General features: G+C 73.6%; 13 protein-coding genes and 3 tRNA genes. 5 read left to right on the top strand and 11 right to left on the bottom strand.

Annotation, left to right across the window (positions count from 1 at the left end):
• Nucleotides 1-118 precede the first annotated feature (118 nt).
• From ACFPP6_RS04220 to ACFPP6_RS04200, 5 genes are all read right to left on the bottom strand, one after another.
• A complete protein-coding gene (locus ACFPP6_RS04220) occupies nt 119-724 on the bottom strand; it encodes a histidine phosphatase family protein (RefSeq protein WP_382037342.1) in 606 nt (201 codons plus the stop codon).
• The gene (trxA, locus tag ACFPP6_RS04215) at nt 717-1,130 is read right to left on the bottom strand and encodes a thioredoxin (protein ID WP_382037340.1); all 414 of its coding nucleotides are present in this window, start codon (nt 1,128-1,130) and stop codon (nt 717-719) included. The genes ACFPP6_RS04220 and trxA overlap by 8 nt, the downstream gene beginning before the upstream one ends.
• A 246-nt stretch (nt 1,131-1,376) precedes the next feature.
• A tRNA-Ile gene (locus ACFPP6_RS04210) sits at nt 1,377-1,450 on the bottom strand.
• Nucleotides 1,451-1,639: 189 nt separating this feature from the next.
• A tRNA-Asn gene (locus ACFPP6_RS04205) sits at nt 1,640-1,712 on the bottom strand.
• A gap of 5 nt (nt 1,713-1,717) precedes the next feature.
• Nucleotides 1,718-1,790: transfer RNA gene (locus tag ACFPP6_RS04200), tRNA-Asn, on the bottom strand.
• Between the two features lie 174 nt (nt 1,791-1,964).
• On the opposite strand from ACFPP6_RS04200, the gene ACFPP6_RS04195 reads away from it, so the two are divergent.
• Together ACFPP6_RS04195 and ACFPP6_RS04190 are read left to right on the top strand one after the other, a co-directional pair.
• Entirely contained in the window at nt 1,965-2,252 is a 288-nt protein-coding gene (locus ACFPP6_RS04195; RefSeq protein ID WP_382037338.1) for a YtxH domain-containing protein, read from the top strand.
• A gap of 93 nt (nt 2,253-2,345) precedes the next feature.
• Nucleotides 2,346-3,776 (top strand): FGGY family carbohydrate kinase, encoded by a 1,431-nt coding sequence (locus ACFPP6_RS04190; RefSeq protein WP_336010018.1) that lies wholly within the window; start codon nt 2,346-2,348, stop codon nt 3,774-3,776.
• Between the two features lie 21 nt (nt 3,777-3,797).
• Here ACFPP6_RS04190 and ACFPP6_RS04185 read toward each other — a convergent pair whose 3' ends face one another.
• The 4 genes from ACFPP6_RS04185 to ACFPP6_RS04170 all read right to left on the bottom strand — a co-directional run bounded on the left by ACFPP6_RS04185 (nt 3,798) and on the right by ACFPP6_RS04170 (nt 10,381).
• Complete coding sequence (locus tag ACFPP6_RS04185; RefSeq protein WP_382037336.1) at nt 3,798-5,147, bottom strand: RNA polymerase sigma factor; 1,350 nt, start codon at nt 5,145-5,147, stop codon at nt 3,798-3,800.
• 480 nt (nt 5,148-5,627) lie between these two features.
• Nucleotides 5,628-7,571, bottom strand: a complete 1,944-nt coding sequence (gene dnaG, locus ACFPP6_RS04180) for a DNA primase (protein WP_382037334.1) — start codon at nt 7,569-7,571, stop codon at nt 5,628-5,630.
• A gap of 39 nt (nt 7,572-7,610) precedes the next feature.
• Entirely contained in the window at nt 7,611-8,888 is a 1,278-nt protein-coding gene (locus ACFPP6_RS04175) for an NAD(P)/FAD-dependent oxidoreductase (protein ID WP_382037332.1), read from the bottom strand.
• A gap of 167 nt (nt 8,889-9,055) precedes the next feature.
• The gene (locus ACFPP6_RS04170) at nt 9,056-10,381 is read right to left on the bottom strand and encodes a deoxyguanosinetriphosphate triphosphohydrolase (protein WP_382037331.1); all 1,326 of its coding nucleotides are present in this window, start codon (nt 10,379-10,381) and stop codon (nt 9,056-9,058) included.
• Nucleotides 10,382-10,484: 103 nt separating this feature from the next.
• On the opposite strand from ACFPP6_RS04170, the gene ACFPP6_RS04165 reads away from it, so the two are divergent.
• From ACFPP6_RS04165 to ACFPP6_RS04155, 3 genes are all read left to right on the top strand, one after another.
• Nucleotides 10,485-11,192, top strand: coding sequence for a SanA/YdcF family protein (locus ACFPP6_RS04165; RefSeq protein WP_382037329.1), 708 nt, complete (start codon nt 10,485-10,487; stop codon nt 11,190-11,192).
• Between the two features lie 356 nt (nt 11,193-11,548).
• Entirely contained in the window at nt 11,549-12,412 is an 864-nt protein-coding gene (locus ACFPP6_RS04160; RefSeq protein ID WP_382037327.1) for an isocitrate lyase/PEP mutase family protein, read from the top strand.
• On the top strand, nt 12,409-12,774 hold the full coding sequence (locus ACFPP6_RS04155) for a hypothetical protein (RefSeq protein WP_382037325.1): 366 nt from the start codon (nt 12,409-12,411) through the stop codon (nt 12,772-12,774). The genes ACFPP6_RS04160 and ACFPP6_RS04155 overlap by 4 nt, the downstream gene beginning before the upstream one ends.
• Nucleotides 12,775-12,831: 57 nt before the next feature.
• Here the strand turns inward: ACFPP6_RS04155 and ACFPP6_RS04150 are convergent, their stop codons facing one another.
• Nucleotides 12,832-13,809 (bottom strand): trypsin-like serine peptidase, encoded by a 978-nt coding sequence (locus tag ACFPP6_RS04150; RefSeq protein ID WP_382037323.1) that lies wholly within the window; start codon nt 13,807-13,809, stop codon nt 12,832-12,834.
• A gap of 205 nt (nt 13,810-14,014) precedes the next feature.
• Nucleotides 14,015-14,800 carry a sulfite exporter TauE/SafE family protein gene (locus ACFPP6_RS04145; protein WP_382037321.1) on the bottom strand — a complete coding sequence of 262 codons (786 nt, stop codon included), beginning with the start codon at nt 14,798-14,800 and terminating at the stop codon, nt 14,015-14,017.
• Nucleotides 14,801-14,810: the final 10 nt, after the last annotated feature.

Here is a 14,810-nt window from a genome sequence, read left to right as displayed (position 1 = left end):
CGTACGAAGGCGGTCGTACGGGGACCGGGGCGTCACCGGCCCTTCCGGTCCGCCCCGATCATCGGTCCACGGTGGCCGCGGCCCCGGTTCCGACACGCTCCGCCGGTCCTGCAACGGATCACGCCGACGGCTGGTTCCAGGCCACGAGCGCCGGGCGGCCGTGTTCGGTGCCGATCCGGCTGAGGGTGGCGGTGTCGAGGCGGAAGAGCGCGCCCGCGGCCGGCGGCAGGCCGAGCCTACGGGCGGTCAGCACGCGCAGGAAGTGGCCGTGCGCCACCAGCACCACGTCGCCCTCGTCCCCGCGGTCCCCGTCCAGCCAGGGCGCGACGCGCGCGAGGACGCGGTCGGCGCGGGCGCCGACCTCCGCGGGCGTCTCCCCCGGGTGCTCCGGCGGCCCGGGGACGACCCCGTCGTCCCACAGGTACCAGCCGGGGCGGGTGCGGTGGATCTCCGCGGTCGTCACGCCCTCGTAGCCGCCGTAGTCCCACTCGTGGAGGTCGGGGTCGGCCTCGGCGCCGTCCAGCCCGGCGAGCTCGGCCGTGCGCAGGGCCCGCTTCATGGGGCTCACCAGCATCTTCGCGACCGTGCGGCCCGCCAGCAGCGGCCGCAGGGCCTCCGCCTGGCGCTCGCCGCGCCCGGTCAGGGCCACGTCCGTGAAGCCGGTGTGCCGGCCGTCACGGCTCCACTCGGTCTCGCCGTGACGGACCAGCAGCAGCTCACTCACCGGCGGACTGCCCCTCGCCCTGCGCGGCCCGCCCGGCCTTGGCCTGCTCCTCGGCGACGGAGGCGCGCACCTCGTCCATGTCGAGCGCGCGGGCCTGGCGGATGACGTCCTCCAGGGCGGCCTCCGGCAGGGCGCCCGGCTGGGCGTAGACCGCGATGTTGTCCCGCACGATCATCAGCGTGGGGATCGACCGGATCTCGAACGCCGCCGCGAGCTCGGGCTGGGCCTCGGTGTCGACCTTGGCGAAGACCAGGTCTCCGTGACGCTCCGCGGCCCCCTCGTACACCGGCGCGAACTGCCGGCAGGGGCCGCACCACGACGCCCAGAAGTCGATGAGGACGAATCCGCTGCCGGAGACGACCTCGTCGAAGTTGTCCTTGGTGAGCTCCACCGTGCTGCTGCTCATGCGTCGCTACCTGCTTCCGCTGTCGCGTCGGGTGACCGTCGGACCGGCCCAGCAGCGCCAACAGGATGAAGCCGGGCCGTATTCCGACGCATACCCGTGCCCGGGCGGGGCAGACGGACGGCGTGGCCGAAGACGTGCGCCGCCCGGCCCCCGACAGCACGAAGCCCCGCCGGGTCGTTCCTGTCCGGAACCGGGCGGGGCATCGAAAACGCTGGTCGCATCGTTTCTGCACCAACGTCACGCGTGTGGGGCGGGTGGGACTCGAACCCACGGCCGACGGATTATGAGTCCGCTGCTCTAACCGGCTGAGCTACCGCCCCGTTCACGGCGCGTCGCGCACATCTGTGCGCGCCGTCTGCCGCAGCATAGCCGCTCATACGATCTGCTGCCCCTGAGGGGGCGTATTGCGTGACCTACCTGACCATGAGGACTTCGATCACGGCGGGGCGGTTCCCTCCGGAAGGGTCCGGATACGAAAAAGGACCCCCGAAGGGGTCCTCGATCGCTTGCTCCTCCGACTGGACTCGAACCAGTAACCTGCCGGTTAACAGCCGGCTGCTCTGCCAATTGAGCTACAGAGGATCGCGCTCCCCCGACTGGACTCGAACCAGTAACCTGCCGGTTAACAGCCGGCTGCTCTGCCAATTGAGCTACAGGGGACTGCTGCGTTTGCCACGAATGCGGTGCTGCCCGGGCTTCCGGGCGGCGTGCGCTCGCTGCGAGACATACATTAGCGCAAGCAGGGGGGTGCTCCGCCAATCGGTTCCCCGGGAGTGACCTTCGCACCCGGCGGGTAGGCGGCGACCACAGCGTCCGAGGGAAGGGTGGAGCGGGATGCGCTACCGGCTGACGTTCATGATCGGGGCAGCCGTCGGGTACGTACTGGGCGCACGGGCCGGCCGCGAGCGGTACGAGCAGCTGCGCAAGGGCGCCCGGCAGATCGCCCAGAACCCCGCGGTCCGCAATACGGTCGAGTCCGCCGCCCAGAACGGCAGGGCCATGGGCTCCCGGGCCTTCGCGAAGGTGGGCGACCGGCTGCCGGATTCGGTGAGCGAGCGGGTGCGGTCGCTGCGCGAGCGGGGACAGGGCTCCGAGGACGACTGGGGCACCAGTAACACCTGACCCGGCCGTGAGCCCCTGACCCGGCCGCCGTCCGGCCGGGTCAACACCCGACCGGCGCACGGAGCATGCCCCGGTGTTTGGCATCATCTCGGCATGGGCATAGTCGCGGGCTTGGACAGTTCCACCGAGAGCACACGGATCGTCGTCTGCGATACGGACACGGGGGCCGTGCTCCGCCAGGGGTACGCCCCTCATCCGCCGACCGACGGCGACCCCCAGGCATGGCTGATCTCCCTCGGCGAAGCCGCCGCCGGAGGCCTCCTGGAGGGCGTGCAGGCCATCGGGGTCTCCGCGCAGCAGAACGGACTGCTCGCGCTGGACGCCGGCGGCGTCCTCGTGCGGCCCGCGATGCTCGGCAACGACAAGCGCATGCAGCCCTCCGCGGCCGACCTGACCGACGCGCTCGGCGGCCGCGCCGCCTGGGCGCAGGCCGTCGGCTCGGTGCCGCAGCCCGGCCAGATGGTCGCCAAGCTGCGCTGGCTCGCCCGCAACGAACCCGAGTCCGCCCAGCGCATCGCCGCCCTGCTCCAGCCGCACGACTGGCTCGTGTGGCAGCTCCTCGGCCGCCCGCTGCGGCGCACCACCGACCGCGGCGACGCCTCCGGCACCGGCCTGTGGTCCGCCGCGACCGCCTCCTGGCGGCCGGACCTGGTGGAGCTGGCCCTGGGCCGCCCGGCCGTGCTCCCGGACGTGCTCGCGCCCGCCGAGCCCGCCGGGCACACCCCCGAGGGCCTGCTGATCTCCGCCGGCACCGGCGAGACGATGGCGGCCGCCTTCGGGCTGGGCGTGGGGCCGGGCGACGCCGTGATCTCCCTGGGCGCCTCGGGCTCGGTCTTCGCCGTGCACCACGAGGCGCTGGTGGACCCCTCCGGGACGATCACCTCCTACGCGGACGCGACCGGCATGCACCTGCCCGTGGTGCACACCCTCAACGCCGTGCGGGTGCTGCGCGGCACGGCGGAGCTGCTGGGCACGGACCTGGCGGGCCTGTCGGAGCTGGCCCTGCAGTCGAGCCCGGGCTCGTACGGCCTGGTGATGCTGCCGTACCTGGAGGGCGAGCGGACCCCGCACCTGCCGCACACCGCGGGCACGCTGGCGGGGCTGCGCCGCGAGAGCATGAAGCCGGAGCACCTGGCGCGGGCGGCGTTCGAGGGCATGCTGTGCGGGCTCACGGACGCGCTGGACGTGCTGCGGGGGCGCGGGGTGCAGGTGCGCCGGGTGTTCCTGCTGGGGGCCGCGGCGGAGCTGCCCGCCGTGCAGGCCGCCGCTCCCGCGCTGTTCGGCACGCAGGTCGTCGTGCCCCAGCCGGCGGACTACGCGGCGCTGGGCGCGGCCCGGCAGGCCGCCTGGGCGCTGGGCGTCCAGCAGGGCGCGCTGGCCCCCCACGAGCCGCCCCTGTGGCCCGCGGCGGCCAGCCAGGTGTTCGAGCCGGGCGAGGACCTGCCGGTGGGTCAGGCGGTGCGGCAGCAGTACGCGGCCGTGCGCGAGCAGACCCATCCGGGGGCGTTCGACGCCGCCGGCTAGCCGGCGGCCCCACCCCACCGGTCAGTCGAGGTAGCCGCGCAGCTGGTCGGCGAAGGCGTGGTCGCGCAGCTTGTTGAGGGTCTTGGACTCGATCTGGCGGATGCGCTCGCGGGTCACGCCGAAGATGCGGCCGATCTCCTCCAGGGTGCGGGGACGGCCGTCGACCAGCCCGTACCGCAGCTGCACCACCTTGCGCTCGCGCTCCCCCAGCGTCGACAGAACCGCCTCCAGGTGCTCGCGCAGCAGCAGGAAGGCCGCCGACTCGACGGGGGAGGCCGCGTCGCCGTCCTCGATCAGGTCGCCGAGGGCGACATCGTCCTCCTCGCCGACGGGCGCGTGCAGGGAGACGGGCTCCTGGGCCAGCCGCAGGACCTCGCTGACCCGCTCCTGGGTCAGGTCGAGGTGGGCGGCCACCTCGTCGGCCGTGGGCTCGTAGCCGCGCTCCTGGAGCATGCGGCGCTGGACGCGGACGACGCGGTTGATGAGCTCCACGACGTGCACCGGGACGCGGATCGTGCGGGCCTGGTCGGCGAGGGCCCGCGACATGGCCTGGCGGATCCACCACGTAGCGTACGTGGAGAACTTGTAGCCGCGGGCGTAGTCGAACTTCTCGACCGCCCTGATCAGGCCCAGGTTGCCCTCCTGGACCAGGTCGAGCATGGTCAGGCCGCGGCCGATGTAGCGCTTGGCGACCGAGACGACGAGGCGCAGGTTCGCCTCGATCAGCCGCCGTTTGGCCATCCGGCCCAGCACGACGAGGCGGTCGAGGTCCAGGGCGAGCTGGGAGTCCAGGTCCGGGGCGCCGGCGAGCTTCTCCTCCGCGAACAGCCCGGCCTCCACGCAGCGGGCGAGCTCCACCTCCTCGGCGGCGGACAGCAGCGGGATGCGGCCGATCTCGCGCAGGTACTGCCGGAAGAGGTCGGAGGACGGGCCGCCGCCGGTGTCGGTGCGGGCGGAGTCCGACTGCTCGGCGCGCGCGGCCCGGGGGGACGCGGTTTCGGTCTCCTCGGCGTCGGTCTCGGTCTCGGTCTCGGTCTCCTCGGCCTCGTGCGGGGCGCCGGCCGGCGTGGTGCCCCCCGCCGGATCCGGCAGGGGCGGCTCGTCGGAGAGGCTCTCGGCCTGGGGCGCGGCGGGCTGCCGGGGGACGCCCTGGGCCGGGGCGGCCGCGGGCCGTGAGGGGAGCCTGGTCGGTGTCCGGGTCTGCACGGGGGCGACCTCCAAGGTGATCGCTGCCGGTTTCGGGGCGGCATGCGCCGGAGGGGCGGCAGCGGCCTGGCCGCCGGCCGTCCCGGGGATCAGGAGCGGCTTCGCGAAGGGTTCCGAGTTCCGGGTCCGAGCGGCCGGGCCTGCCGCGTCCGAGGACTCAGGCACCGCCCACCAGTGTGGGGCACGACGCGGGCCCGCCACGAGGGGCGTGCGGGCACTTTCTGAGTCCGTTCCGTGACCGGCGGTTACGGAACGGTGCGGGACGAGACTCCCGCCCGGCTCGGCACCGCCGGACCACTCCGTCGGGGTTCCTCGCCGCCGCGGCGGAAATGAACGGCCAGGCCCCTACGCCCCTGGAGCACCGCTCCCTCGAATCCGCCGCAACGGCGATCAGCCACCGCGGCGTGGACCCGGCGGTGCCGGACGACGCTTCCGGGCAGCTCGGCACCGCCGGACCACTGCGTGGGGGGGGTTCCTCACCGCCGCGGCGGAAATGAAGGGGCCAGGCCCCTCCGCCCCTGGAGCACCGCTCCCTCGGATCCGCCGCAGCGGCGGTCAGCCACCACAAGCCTGACCGGCGGCGCCATGGGGGTTGCGCGCCGCCGCGGGGCAGGCAAAGGAGCCGGCCCCCTTCGGGGACGGGTCCTAGAGGGCCGCCGCCCCGCGGTCCTTCAGGGAGCGGGCGTACTGCTCCAGTACCCACAGTTCGTTCTGCACGGCGGCGAGGTGCTCCGGATCCGGCCGGCTGCCCAGCCGGATGAGGCTGCCCTGGACCTCCTGGATGCGGCGCTCGACAGCGCGCAGCCGGACCTGGACGAGCTGTATCCCCGCGTAGACCTCGTCGACGTTCTTGTGCCGGATCGCCTCGACCGCCAGCTCGGTGATCATCGCCCGGACGGTGTCGTCGGGGGCGGCGTCCCGGACGCGGGTGAGGTAGTCGGCCGGGGCGCCGGTGACGCCGCCGGCCTCCTCGACGGCGCGGCGCACGGCGACGTACGGCGCGGCGGTGAACTCGTCCTCGCCGTAGGCGTCGAAGGCGGGGGCGACGAGCTCGGGCCGCTGCAGGGCGAGCTTGAGCAGTTCGCGCTCGGTGAGCGCGACGGGGCTGCGCAGGTTGAGCGCGGGGCCGCGGACGGCCTGCGGCCCGCCGGTCCGGTGGTGGTCGGGCCCCGCCGCGGATCCGGCGGCGGGCCCGGGGGCCGGTGCGCCGGCCCGGACGGCGGAGCGCTGCTGGGGGCCGCCGCGCTCCCCGCGCTCGCGCGCCCAGCGGGCCAGCTGTCCCACGCGCATGACGACGAACTGGGTGTCGAGGATGCCCAGCAGGCCGGCGAGCCGGACGGCGTACTGGTGCCGGATGGAGCCGTCCTTGATGTTCGCGACGATGGGCGCGGCCTCCTCCAGGGCGGCGGCCTGGCCCTCGGGCTCCTCGACGGCGTGCCGGGCGACCACGGATCGGATCGCGAACTCGAAGAGGGGGGTGCTCTCCTCGACCAGGCGCCGTACGGCGTCGTCGCCGTCGGCGAGGCGGAGCTCGCACGGGTCCATCCCGCCGGGACTGACAGCGATCTTGGTGCTCGCGGCGAACTTCTGGTCGTCCTCGAAGGCCCGCAGGGCCGCGCGCTGCCCGGCGGCGTCACCATCGAAGGTAAAGATCACCTTCGCGCCGGAGTTGTCCATCAGCAGCCTGCGGAGGATCTTGATGTGGTCGCCGGCGAAGGCGGTGCCGCAGGTGGCGATGGCGGTGGTGACGCCGGCCAGGTGGCAGGCCATGACGTCGGTGTAGCCCTCGACGACGACGGCGCGGCTGGTCTTGGCGATGTCCTTCTTGGCGAGGTCGATGCCGTAGAGGACGTGCGACTTGCGGTAGAGCGGCGTCTCGGGGGTGTTGAGGTACTTGGGGCCGTTGTCGTCGTCGCGGAGCTTGCGCGCGCCGAAGCCGACGACCTCGCCGGTGATGTCGCGGATGGGCCACATCAGGCGGCCGCGGAAGCGGTCGATGGGCCGGCCGCCGCGGCTCTCCTGGGCGAGGCCGGAGAGGATCAGTTCCTTGTCGCTGAAGCCCTTGCCGCGCAGGAAGCGGGTGAGGTGGTCCCAGCCGGCGGGGCTGTAGCCGACGCCGAAGTGCTCGGCGGCCTCCTGGCCGAAGCCGCGGCTCGCGAGGAACTGCCGGCCGATCTCGGCCTCGGCGCTGCCGAGCTGCTCGGCGTAGAACTTGGCGGCGTGCTTGTGGGCCTCGACGAGGCGGATGCGCTCGCCCTGCTGGCGGCCGGGGGTGTAGCCGCCCTCCTCGTAGCGCAGGGTGATGCCGGCCTGGGCGGCCAGCCGCTCGATCGTCTCGGCGAAGGAGAGGTGGTCGATCTTCATGACGAAGTCGACCGTGTCCCCGCCCTCCTGGCAGCCGAAGCAGTAGAAGAGGCCCTTGGCCGGGCTGACCTGGAAGGACGGGGACTTCTCGTCGTGGAAGGGGCAGAGGCCCTTGAGGTTGCCGCCGCCCGCGTTGCGCAACTGGAGGTACTCGGACACGACGGCGTCGATCGGGACCGCGTCCCGTACCGCCTTCACGTCGTCGTCGTTGATCCGTCCTGCCACGCGTGAATTCTACGGGCGGGGGCCGCCGGCCCGGGACCGTCAGGACTGCGCGGGGCTGGGCAGCAGGGCGTCGAGGGGCACAGCGGGGTCGGCGAGGGCCTCGGGGTCCAGCGGGGCACCGGAGCGGATGAGCTTCTGGAGGGTCTCCGTGACATCCCACACATTGACGTTCATCCCGGCGAGGAGGCGCCCCTCGGCGAGCCAGAAGGCGATGAACTCGCACTTGCCGACGTCGCCGCGGCAGACGACCTGGTCGTAGGAGCCGGGCGGGGCGTAGCCGGAGTACTCGAGGCCGACGTCGTACTGGTCGGAGAAGAAGTAGGGCACCCGGTCGTAGGTGATCTCCCGGCCGAGCATGGCGCGGGCGGCGGCGGGGCCGGTGTGCAGGGCGTTGGCCCAGTGCTCGACGCGGAGCCTCGTCCCCACCCACGGGTGCTCGGCCGCGGCGACGTCGCCCGCGGCGAAGATCTCGGGGTCGGAGGTGCGCAGGGAGGCGTCGACGGCGATGCCGCCGCCGTCGGCCCGGTCGACGAGGGCGAGCCCGGCGGCCTCGGCGAGGGCGGTGCGGGGGGCGGCGCCGATGGCGGCGAGGACGGCGTGGGCGGGGTGCTCCTCACCGTCGTCGGTGCGGGCGGCGAGGACCATGCCGTCCTGGCCGGTGATCTCGGTGAGGCGGGCGCCGAAGTGGAAGCGGACGCCGTGCTCGCTGTGCAGGTCGGTGAAGAGCTGGCCGAGCTCGGGGCCGAGGACGGGGTGCAGCGGCGTGGGCTCGGGTTCGACGACGGTCACCTCGGCACCGTAGGAGCGGGCGGCGGCGGCGACTTCGAGGCCGATCCAGCCCGCGCCGGCGATGACGAGGTGGCCGTTGTCGCGGCCGAGGGAGGCGAGGACGCCGCGCAGCCGCTCGGCGTGGGCGAGGCGGCGCAGGTGGTGGACGCCGGCGAGGCCGGTGCCGGGGATGTCGAGGCGGCGGGGCTCGGCGCCGGTGGCCAGCAGCAGCTTGTCGTAGTGGACGCAGGTGCCGTCGCCGAGGCGGACGGAGCGGGCCGCGCGGTCGAGGTGGACGGCGGGCTGGCCGAGGTGCAGCTCGATGTCGGCCTGGGCGTACCAGCCGGGTTCGTGGACGAAGACGCTGTCGCGGTCCTCCTTGCCGGTGAGGTAGCCCTTGGAGAGCGGCGGGCGCTCGTAGGGGTGCTCGCGTTCGTCGCAGATGAGGATCACCCGGCCGGTGAAGCCCTCCGCCCGCAGGGTCTCCGCGGCCTTCGCCCCGGCCAGGCCCCCTCCGACGATGACGAACGTCTGGTTCGCGTCGACCACTTGCTGCCTCCTCGCTGCCACGCAGTGCGTCTGCGTTGAACCGCCCCCGGCCGGAATCGCCCGTGCAGAGGTTGCCGCACGGGGCCCGCCGCCGGAAGAGGGACTACCCCGGACGGGTCAGTACCCGCATGGTGTGGGGGAAGTCCTCGGATTCTGTGGACATTCGGTCACCCTTCTGACACAGCGCGTCCGTCGGTGAGGCGGGTGAGCAGGGAGCGCGCGGAGACGTCGGTCAGGGCGGCGATCTGGTCGACGACGGCGCGCTGGCGGCCCGCGTCGTCGGCGGCGGCCGCGTAGAGGGAGCGGAACTGCGGGTCGAGGCCTTCGGGAGCGCGGGCGGTGAGGGCCTCGGCGAGCTCGGCGATGACGACGCGCTGGTCGGCGCGGAGCTTCTCCTGGGCCGGGCGCTGCATCACGTAGCGGTCGGCCACGGCCTTCAAGACGGCGCATTCGAGGCGGGTTTCGCGGGGGACGACGAGCTCGGCCCCGTAACGGGTGAGCCGGCCGGGGCCGTGGGCGGCGCGGGTGGCGCTCTCGGCGGCCAGGCAGAAGCGGCCGATGAGCTGGCTGGTGGCGTCCTTGAGGCGGGCCTGGGCGACGGCGGACCCGTCGTAGCCGTGCGGCCACCACTCCTGTTCCAGGAGGCGGTCGAGGGCCTCGGCGAGCTCTTCTGGCGCGGCGCCGGGGGCGTAGCGTCCGGCGGCGACGGCGAAGACGTCCTGCCGCTCGGGCTCGGCGAGCAGCGCGTTGGGGTCGAGGTGGCCGGCGTGCAGGCCGTCCTCGACGTCGTGCACGGAGTAGGCGACGTCGTCGGCCCAGTCCATGACCTGGGCCTCGAAGCTCTGCCGCCCCTCGGGGGCGCCCTGCCGCAGCCAGGTGAAGACGGGCAGGTCGTCCTCGTAGACGCCGAACTTGCGGGAGGACGGGTCGGTGGGGTGGCCGCCGCGCGGCCAGGGGTACTTGGTGGCGGCGTCGAGGGCGGCCCGGGTGAGGTTGAGGCCGACGCTGACGAGCTCGCCGGTGCTGTCGCTGGGGACGAACCGCTTGGGCTCCAGGCGGGTGAGCAGGCGCAGCGACTGGGCGTTGCCCTCGAAACCGCCGCACAGGCCGGCGACTTCGTCGAGCGCCTGCTCGCCGTTGTGGCCGAACGGGGGGTGGCCCATGTCGTGCGCGAGGCAGGCGGCCTCCACCAGGTCGGGGTCGCAGCCGAGCGCCGCGCCGAGCTCGCGGCCCACCTGCGCGCACTCCAGGGAGTGCGTGAGGCGGGTGCGGGGGCTGGCGTCCCAGGCCTGGGCGCTGACGCCGGGCGTGACGACCTGGGTCTTGCCGGCCAGTCGGCGCAGGGCCGCCGAGTGCAGCACGCGGGCCCGGTCGCGCTGGAAGGCGGTGCGTCCGGGGCGCTTGTCCGGCTCGGGCGCCCAGCGCTCCAGATCCTGCTCGTCGTATCCGGCGATGACGGGCTTCTCGCCGGGGGTGCGTGCCGCTGCGTTCATACCCCGACGGTAACCGCCGGGTGTGACAGCAGCGACGGCGTGAGCTGGAGCGAAAGGGAACCTGCGGTGCGTCCGGGACGTTCTTACCGGGCGACGGGGAGGAATGATCGACATGGTGCGGGGCCGCGTGCTGCGGATGCGGGTGCGGATGCCGCGGACGCGGCGGGAGAGACGGCGGCTGCTGTGGGCGGCCGTGGCGGGCTGCGTGCTCGCGCTGCTGCCGGTGACGTGGGTGTACGCGGCGGCGGAGCCGCGCGTGCGCACCGTCTCGGACGTGCCGTCCGCGCCGGTCGCCGTGGTCTTCGGCGCGGGCCTGTGGGAGGGCGAGCCGTCCCCCTACCTGGCGCACCGCCTGGACGCAGCCGTGGAGCTGTACCGGGCGGGCAAGGTCCGCGTCGTGCTGGTCACCGGCGACAACAGCCGCGTGGAGTACGACGAGCCGGACGCGATGCGCAAGTACCTGACGGACCGCGGGATCCCCGCCGCGCGGATCGTGAGCGACTTCGCGGGCTTCGACACCTGGGACTCGTGCACGCGCGCCGCCCGCATCTTCGGGGTGAAGAAGGCGGTGCTGATCACCCAGGGCTTCCACGTCCGGCGGGCGCTGGCGCTGTGCGGGGCCGCGGGCATCGACGCGTACGGGGTCGCCGTGGCCGCCAAGCACGACGTCACCTGGTACGCGGGCGGCGCGCGCGAGGTGTTCGCCTCGGGGAAGGCCGCGCTGGACGCCCTCGTCCGGCCGGGGCCGCGGTTCCTGGGGCCGCACGAGCCGGGCGTGCAGCAGGCGCTGGCGGAGGCTGACGGGCGGTGAGCCCGGGCGGAAGCGGGGGCGGGAGCGGGGGCGGGAGCCGGCGCGACGGCCCGTACGGCTTCCGGGCCAGCGCGGCTACGTCTTCCTCGTGCGGGCGCCGCGCGGAGTGAGTATGCCGGGGTCAGGAGCGGGCCGTCGCGCGCGGCCCACGATGCGCGCCGCATTTCCCTACGCCGTCCCGCCGGCGAGCCTCTGACCTGCCTGCAGAAATCCACTGCCCAGCATATAAAGGGACTGTCGCACCGGTCCTTCCCTTGGTGATTCGTTGAAGCGCCGTTTACACCCCACGGAATCTTCTGACAGCGTATGGCCGCCACGCCGGTGAATTAGCCGGAAACCGGACGTCAGGAGGACAGATGCGCCACGGCACCGCTCTGCGGGAGGACATCGCAGCGCCCGGTACCACCCCCCTCATCGGTATCTACGACATGTACTCGGCCTCCATCGCCGCGCAGCACTACAACGGATTCTTCGTATCCGGGTTCGGATTCGCCGCGTCCCACTACGGCCTCCCCGATATCGGCTTCATCGCCTGGCCCGACATGCTCGGCTTCGTGGAACGCCTGCGCCCGGCCTTCCCCCGCCATCACCTCCTGGTGGACATCGACGACGGCTACGTCGACCCCGAGGTGGCGTGCCACGTGGTGCGGCGGCTGGAGCGGGCCGGCGCCTCCGGGGTGATCCTGGAGGACCAGAAGCGGCCGCGCCGGTGCGGCCACGCGGACGGAAAGATCATCCTGCCGCTGGACGAATACCTGAACAAACTCGAACTGGTGCTGGCGGCCCGGAATGACCTGCTCGTCGTGGCGCGCACCGACGCCACCGAGGAGAACGAGATCCTGCGGCGCGCGACAGCCCTGGCGGAAACGGGTGCGGATGTCGTCCTGGTCGACGGGGTGCGCAGCGTGGAGTGGATTCGCAAGATCCGTTCCGTCATCGGTGACAAACCGCTGCTGTTCAACCAGATCGCGGGCGGGAAATCCCCCCGCCTTTCCCTGACCGAGCTCGCCGGACTCGGCGTCGATCTCGCCATTTACAGCACCCCGTGCCTTTTCGCCGCGCACCGCGCGATCGACGGGGCGCTGACCGCCCTGCGGGCGGACGACGGGCGGCTGCCGGACACCGCGGCGGGCGGCGAGGTCGGCGTGGCGAGCTCCACCCGCCTGCTGGAGCGGAACATCGGCGGGCAGCACCTGGGCCGGCAGGCGGTCCCCGCGTGATCCGTGGCGCCGCTCTCCTCGCCGCGGGCGTCGCCGGCGCCGTGATCGCGGGCACGCTCCTGGGCGGCGAGGCCGCCGCCGGGGCCCGCGTGCACGTCGAGCCGCCGGTGCCCTGCCCCAAGGGCTTCGGCCCCTCCAACTTCGGCGTCCTCGTCGTCGACAACTCGCGGGCCGACTCCTGGCTGGAGGTCGACCGGACGGCCAACGCGCTCGTCGGCAGCAAGGGCACGGCCGGCAGCGACCATGACGGCGGCGGTGGCGCCATCGACGTGCGCAACCGGGACGTGGGCGGCTCCGCCCAGTCGCAGCCGGAAGGCGGCTCGATCGGTCACGCGCCCGGCAGCGAGGACGAGGGGGACTGAGGGGAGGCGGCGAGGAGGGCCGGAGGACCGGCAAGGGGGCGGGGAGCCGCGGGGGCGTCAGGCCCGCTGCGGCTCCCGTCCGTTTATCGCGTCCAGGTACAGCTTGAAGATCTCGTCGTCGTTGACCGGGCTGTACGAGATCTGCGCGCTCTCGTCCCCGTCCGGCCCGCCCCCGTTGAGGCCGCCGAGGACCCCGACGAGGTCGCCGGTCTTCGTGCGCTCGTCGAAGTGGGTCAGCCAGGGGCTGCCGGAGGTGCCCGAGACGTAGCCGTCGCAGCGCATCCGCAGCTGGCGGCGGTCGTCGAGGCGGGTCGTCATGGCCGTGCAGCGGATCGCCCGGTCGGCGGGGTCGTCGTCGGCGTCGGGGTAGCCGATGACCGTGACCCGGTTGACGTAGCCGGGGGTGCGGACCAGCCGGTTGGCGCCGGTGACGCGCTCGACCTGACGGCCGCGGCCGTCGGGCCTGAGGGTGGCGAAGGCGAAGTCCAGGTCGGAGCCCGGGCCGGTGTCGGAGCGGCGGGGGTCGACGAAGGCGCGGTCCACGGCCCACACGCCGTACGGCTGCCGGTCGGCGCCGGCCCGGTAGTCGGGCACGAACGCGGCGTCGGAGCCGACGGAGCAGTGCCCGGCCGTGACGATCAGGTTGCCCTTGGGGCTGTGCACCACGCTCGCCGTGCAGTGGTGGTCGCGCATGTCCTCGCCGACGGAGAAGAGCACGCCCACGGACGGCACGCCGTCGAAGTGGCGGGCGCTACCGGTGATGCGCTGTGCGGGGGGCGCGGCGCCGCCGGCGCCGTCGTCGCTTCCGCCGCTGTCACTGCCGCTGTCACTGCCGCTGCCGTCCACGGACTGCTCCATCCGTGTCGGGCCCCAGAACCGCCGGGCCTCCTCACTGGACCAGCTGCCCTCGCGGCCATGGCCTCCGGCCCCCCGGGGCACGGCCGCCGCGAGGGTGACGACATAGAGCCCCGCGAGCACGGCCCGGACCCATCGGACCCGGCCCCACCGGGAGAAACGCACGAGAACCCCCACCACGTCAGGAAGGTAGTCGACAGGCTAACCGCATCTGCTGTGCACGGGATCGCGCCGGGCCGATTTCCCTATCGCTTTACCTCCTGCTTTACCTTTCGTCGTGCTCCGGCCGGCCGTAACCGGGCAGCCGGGCAGGCGAACAGACGGGCAGACAGGCCGGCAGGCAGACGGGCAGACAGACGACTGGGCAGGCAGGCGGTCAGGCCGGTCAGCCGCCCCACTGGTCGTAGCCCAGCTTGCACACCAGCGACACGACCACCACGAGGAGCACCGCCCGCACGAAGCCGCTCCCCCGCTTGAGCGCCATCCGGGCCCCCACCGCGCCGCCGGTGAGGTTGAACAGCGCCATGGGGGCGGCGACCTGCCAGATCACCGAGTCGTGCAGGGAGAAGGTGACGAGGGCGCCCACGTTGGTGCACACGTTGACGATCTTGGCGGTGCCGGAGGCCGTCACCAGGTCCATGTGGAGGATCGCGGCGAGGGTGAGCACGAGGAAGGTGCCGGTGCCCGGGCCTATGAGGCCGTCGTAGAAGCCGATGCCGAGGCCCGCGACGAGGATCGCGGCGAGGGTGCGGCGCCGGGAGACCGGCTCGGCGGAGGGCGCGGCCGTGCCGAAGGTGGGGCGCAGCAGCACGAAGGCGAGCACGGCCAGCAGGATGGCCATGATCAGGGGCCGCAGGACGGCGTTGCTGATGCCGGTGGCGAAGACCGCACCGGCCAGCGAGCCGCCGAGCGCGGCCAGGCCGATGCGCAGGGCCGTGCGCGGGTTCACCGGCGCGCGCCGGGCGTAGGCGACGGCCGCCGCCGCGGTGCCGCAGATGGCCACGGCCTTGTTGGTGCCGAGGACGTGCGCGGGCGGCACGTGCGGCAGGCCCACCATGAGCGCCGGGAGCTGCAGGAGGCCGCCGCCGCCCACCACCGCGTCGATCCACCCCGCCGCGGCCGCGGCGAGGCAGAGCACGAGCAGGGTCGACAGCGATATGTCGGTGGTCACCCCGGCGATC

This window comes from Streptomyces aureoversilis, assembly GCF_042657885.1.
In the GTDB taxonomy this organism is placed as follows: Bacteria; Actinomycetota; Actinomycetes; order Streptomycetales; family Streptomycetaceae; genus Streptomyces; species Streptomyces aureoversilis.
The sequence above is the reverse complement of the archived record's forward strand: the minus strand, read 5'-3'. Positions and strand labels throughout refer to the sequence as shown.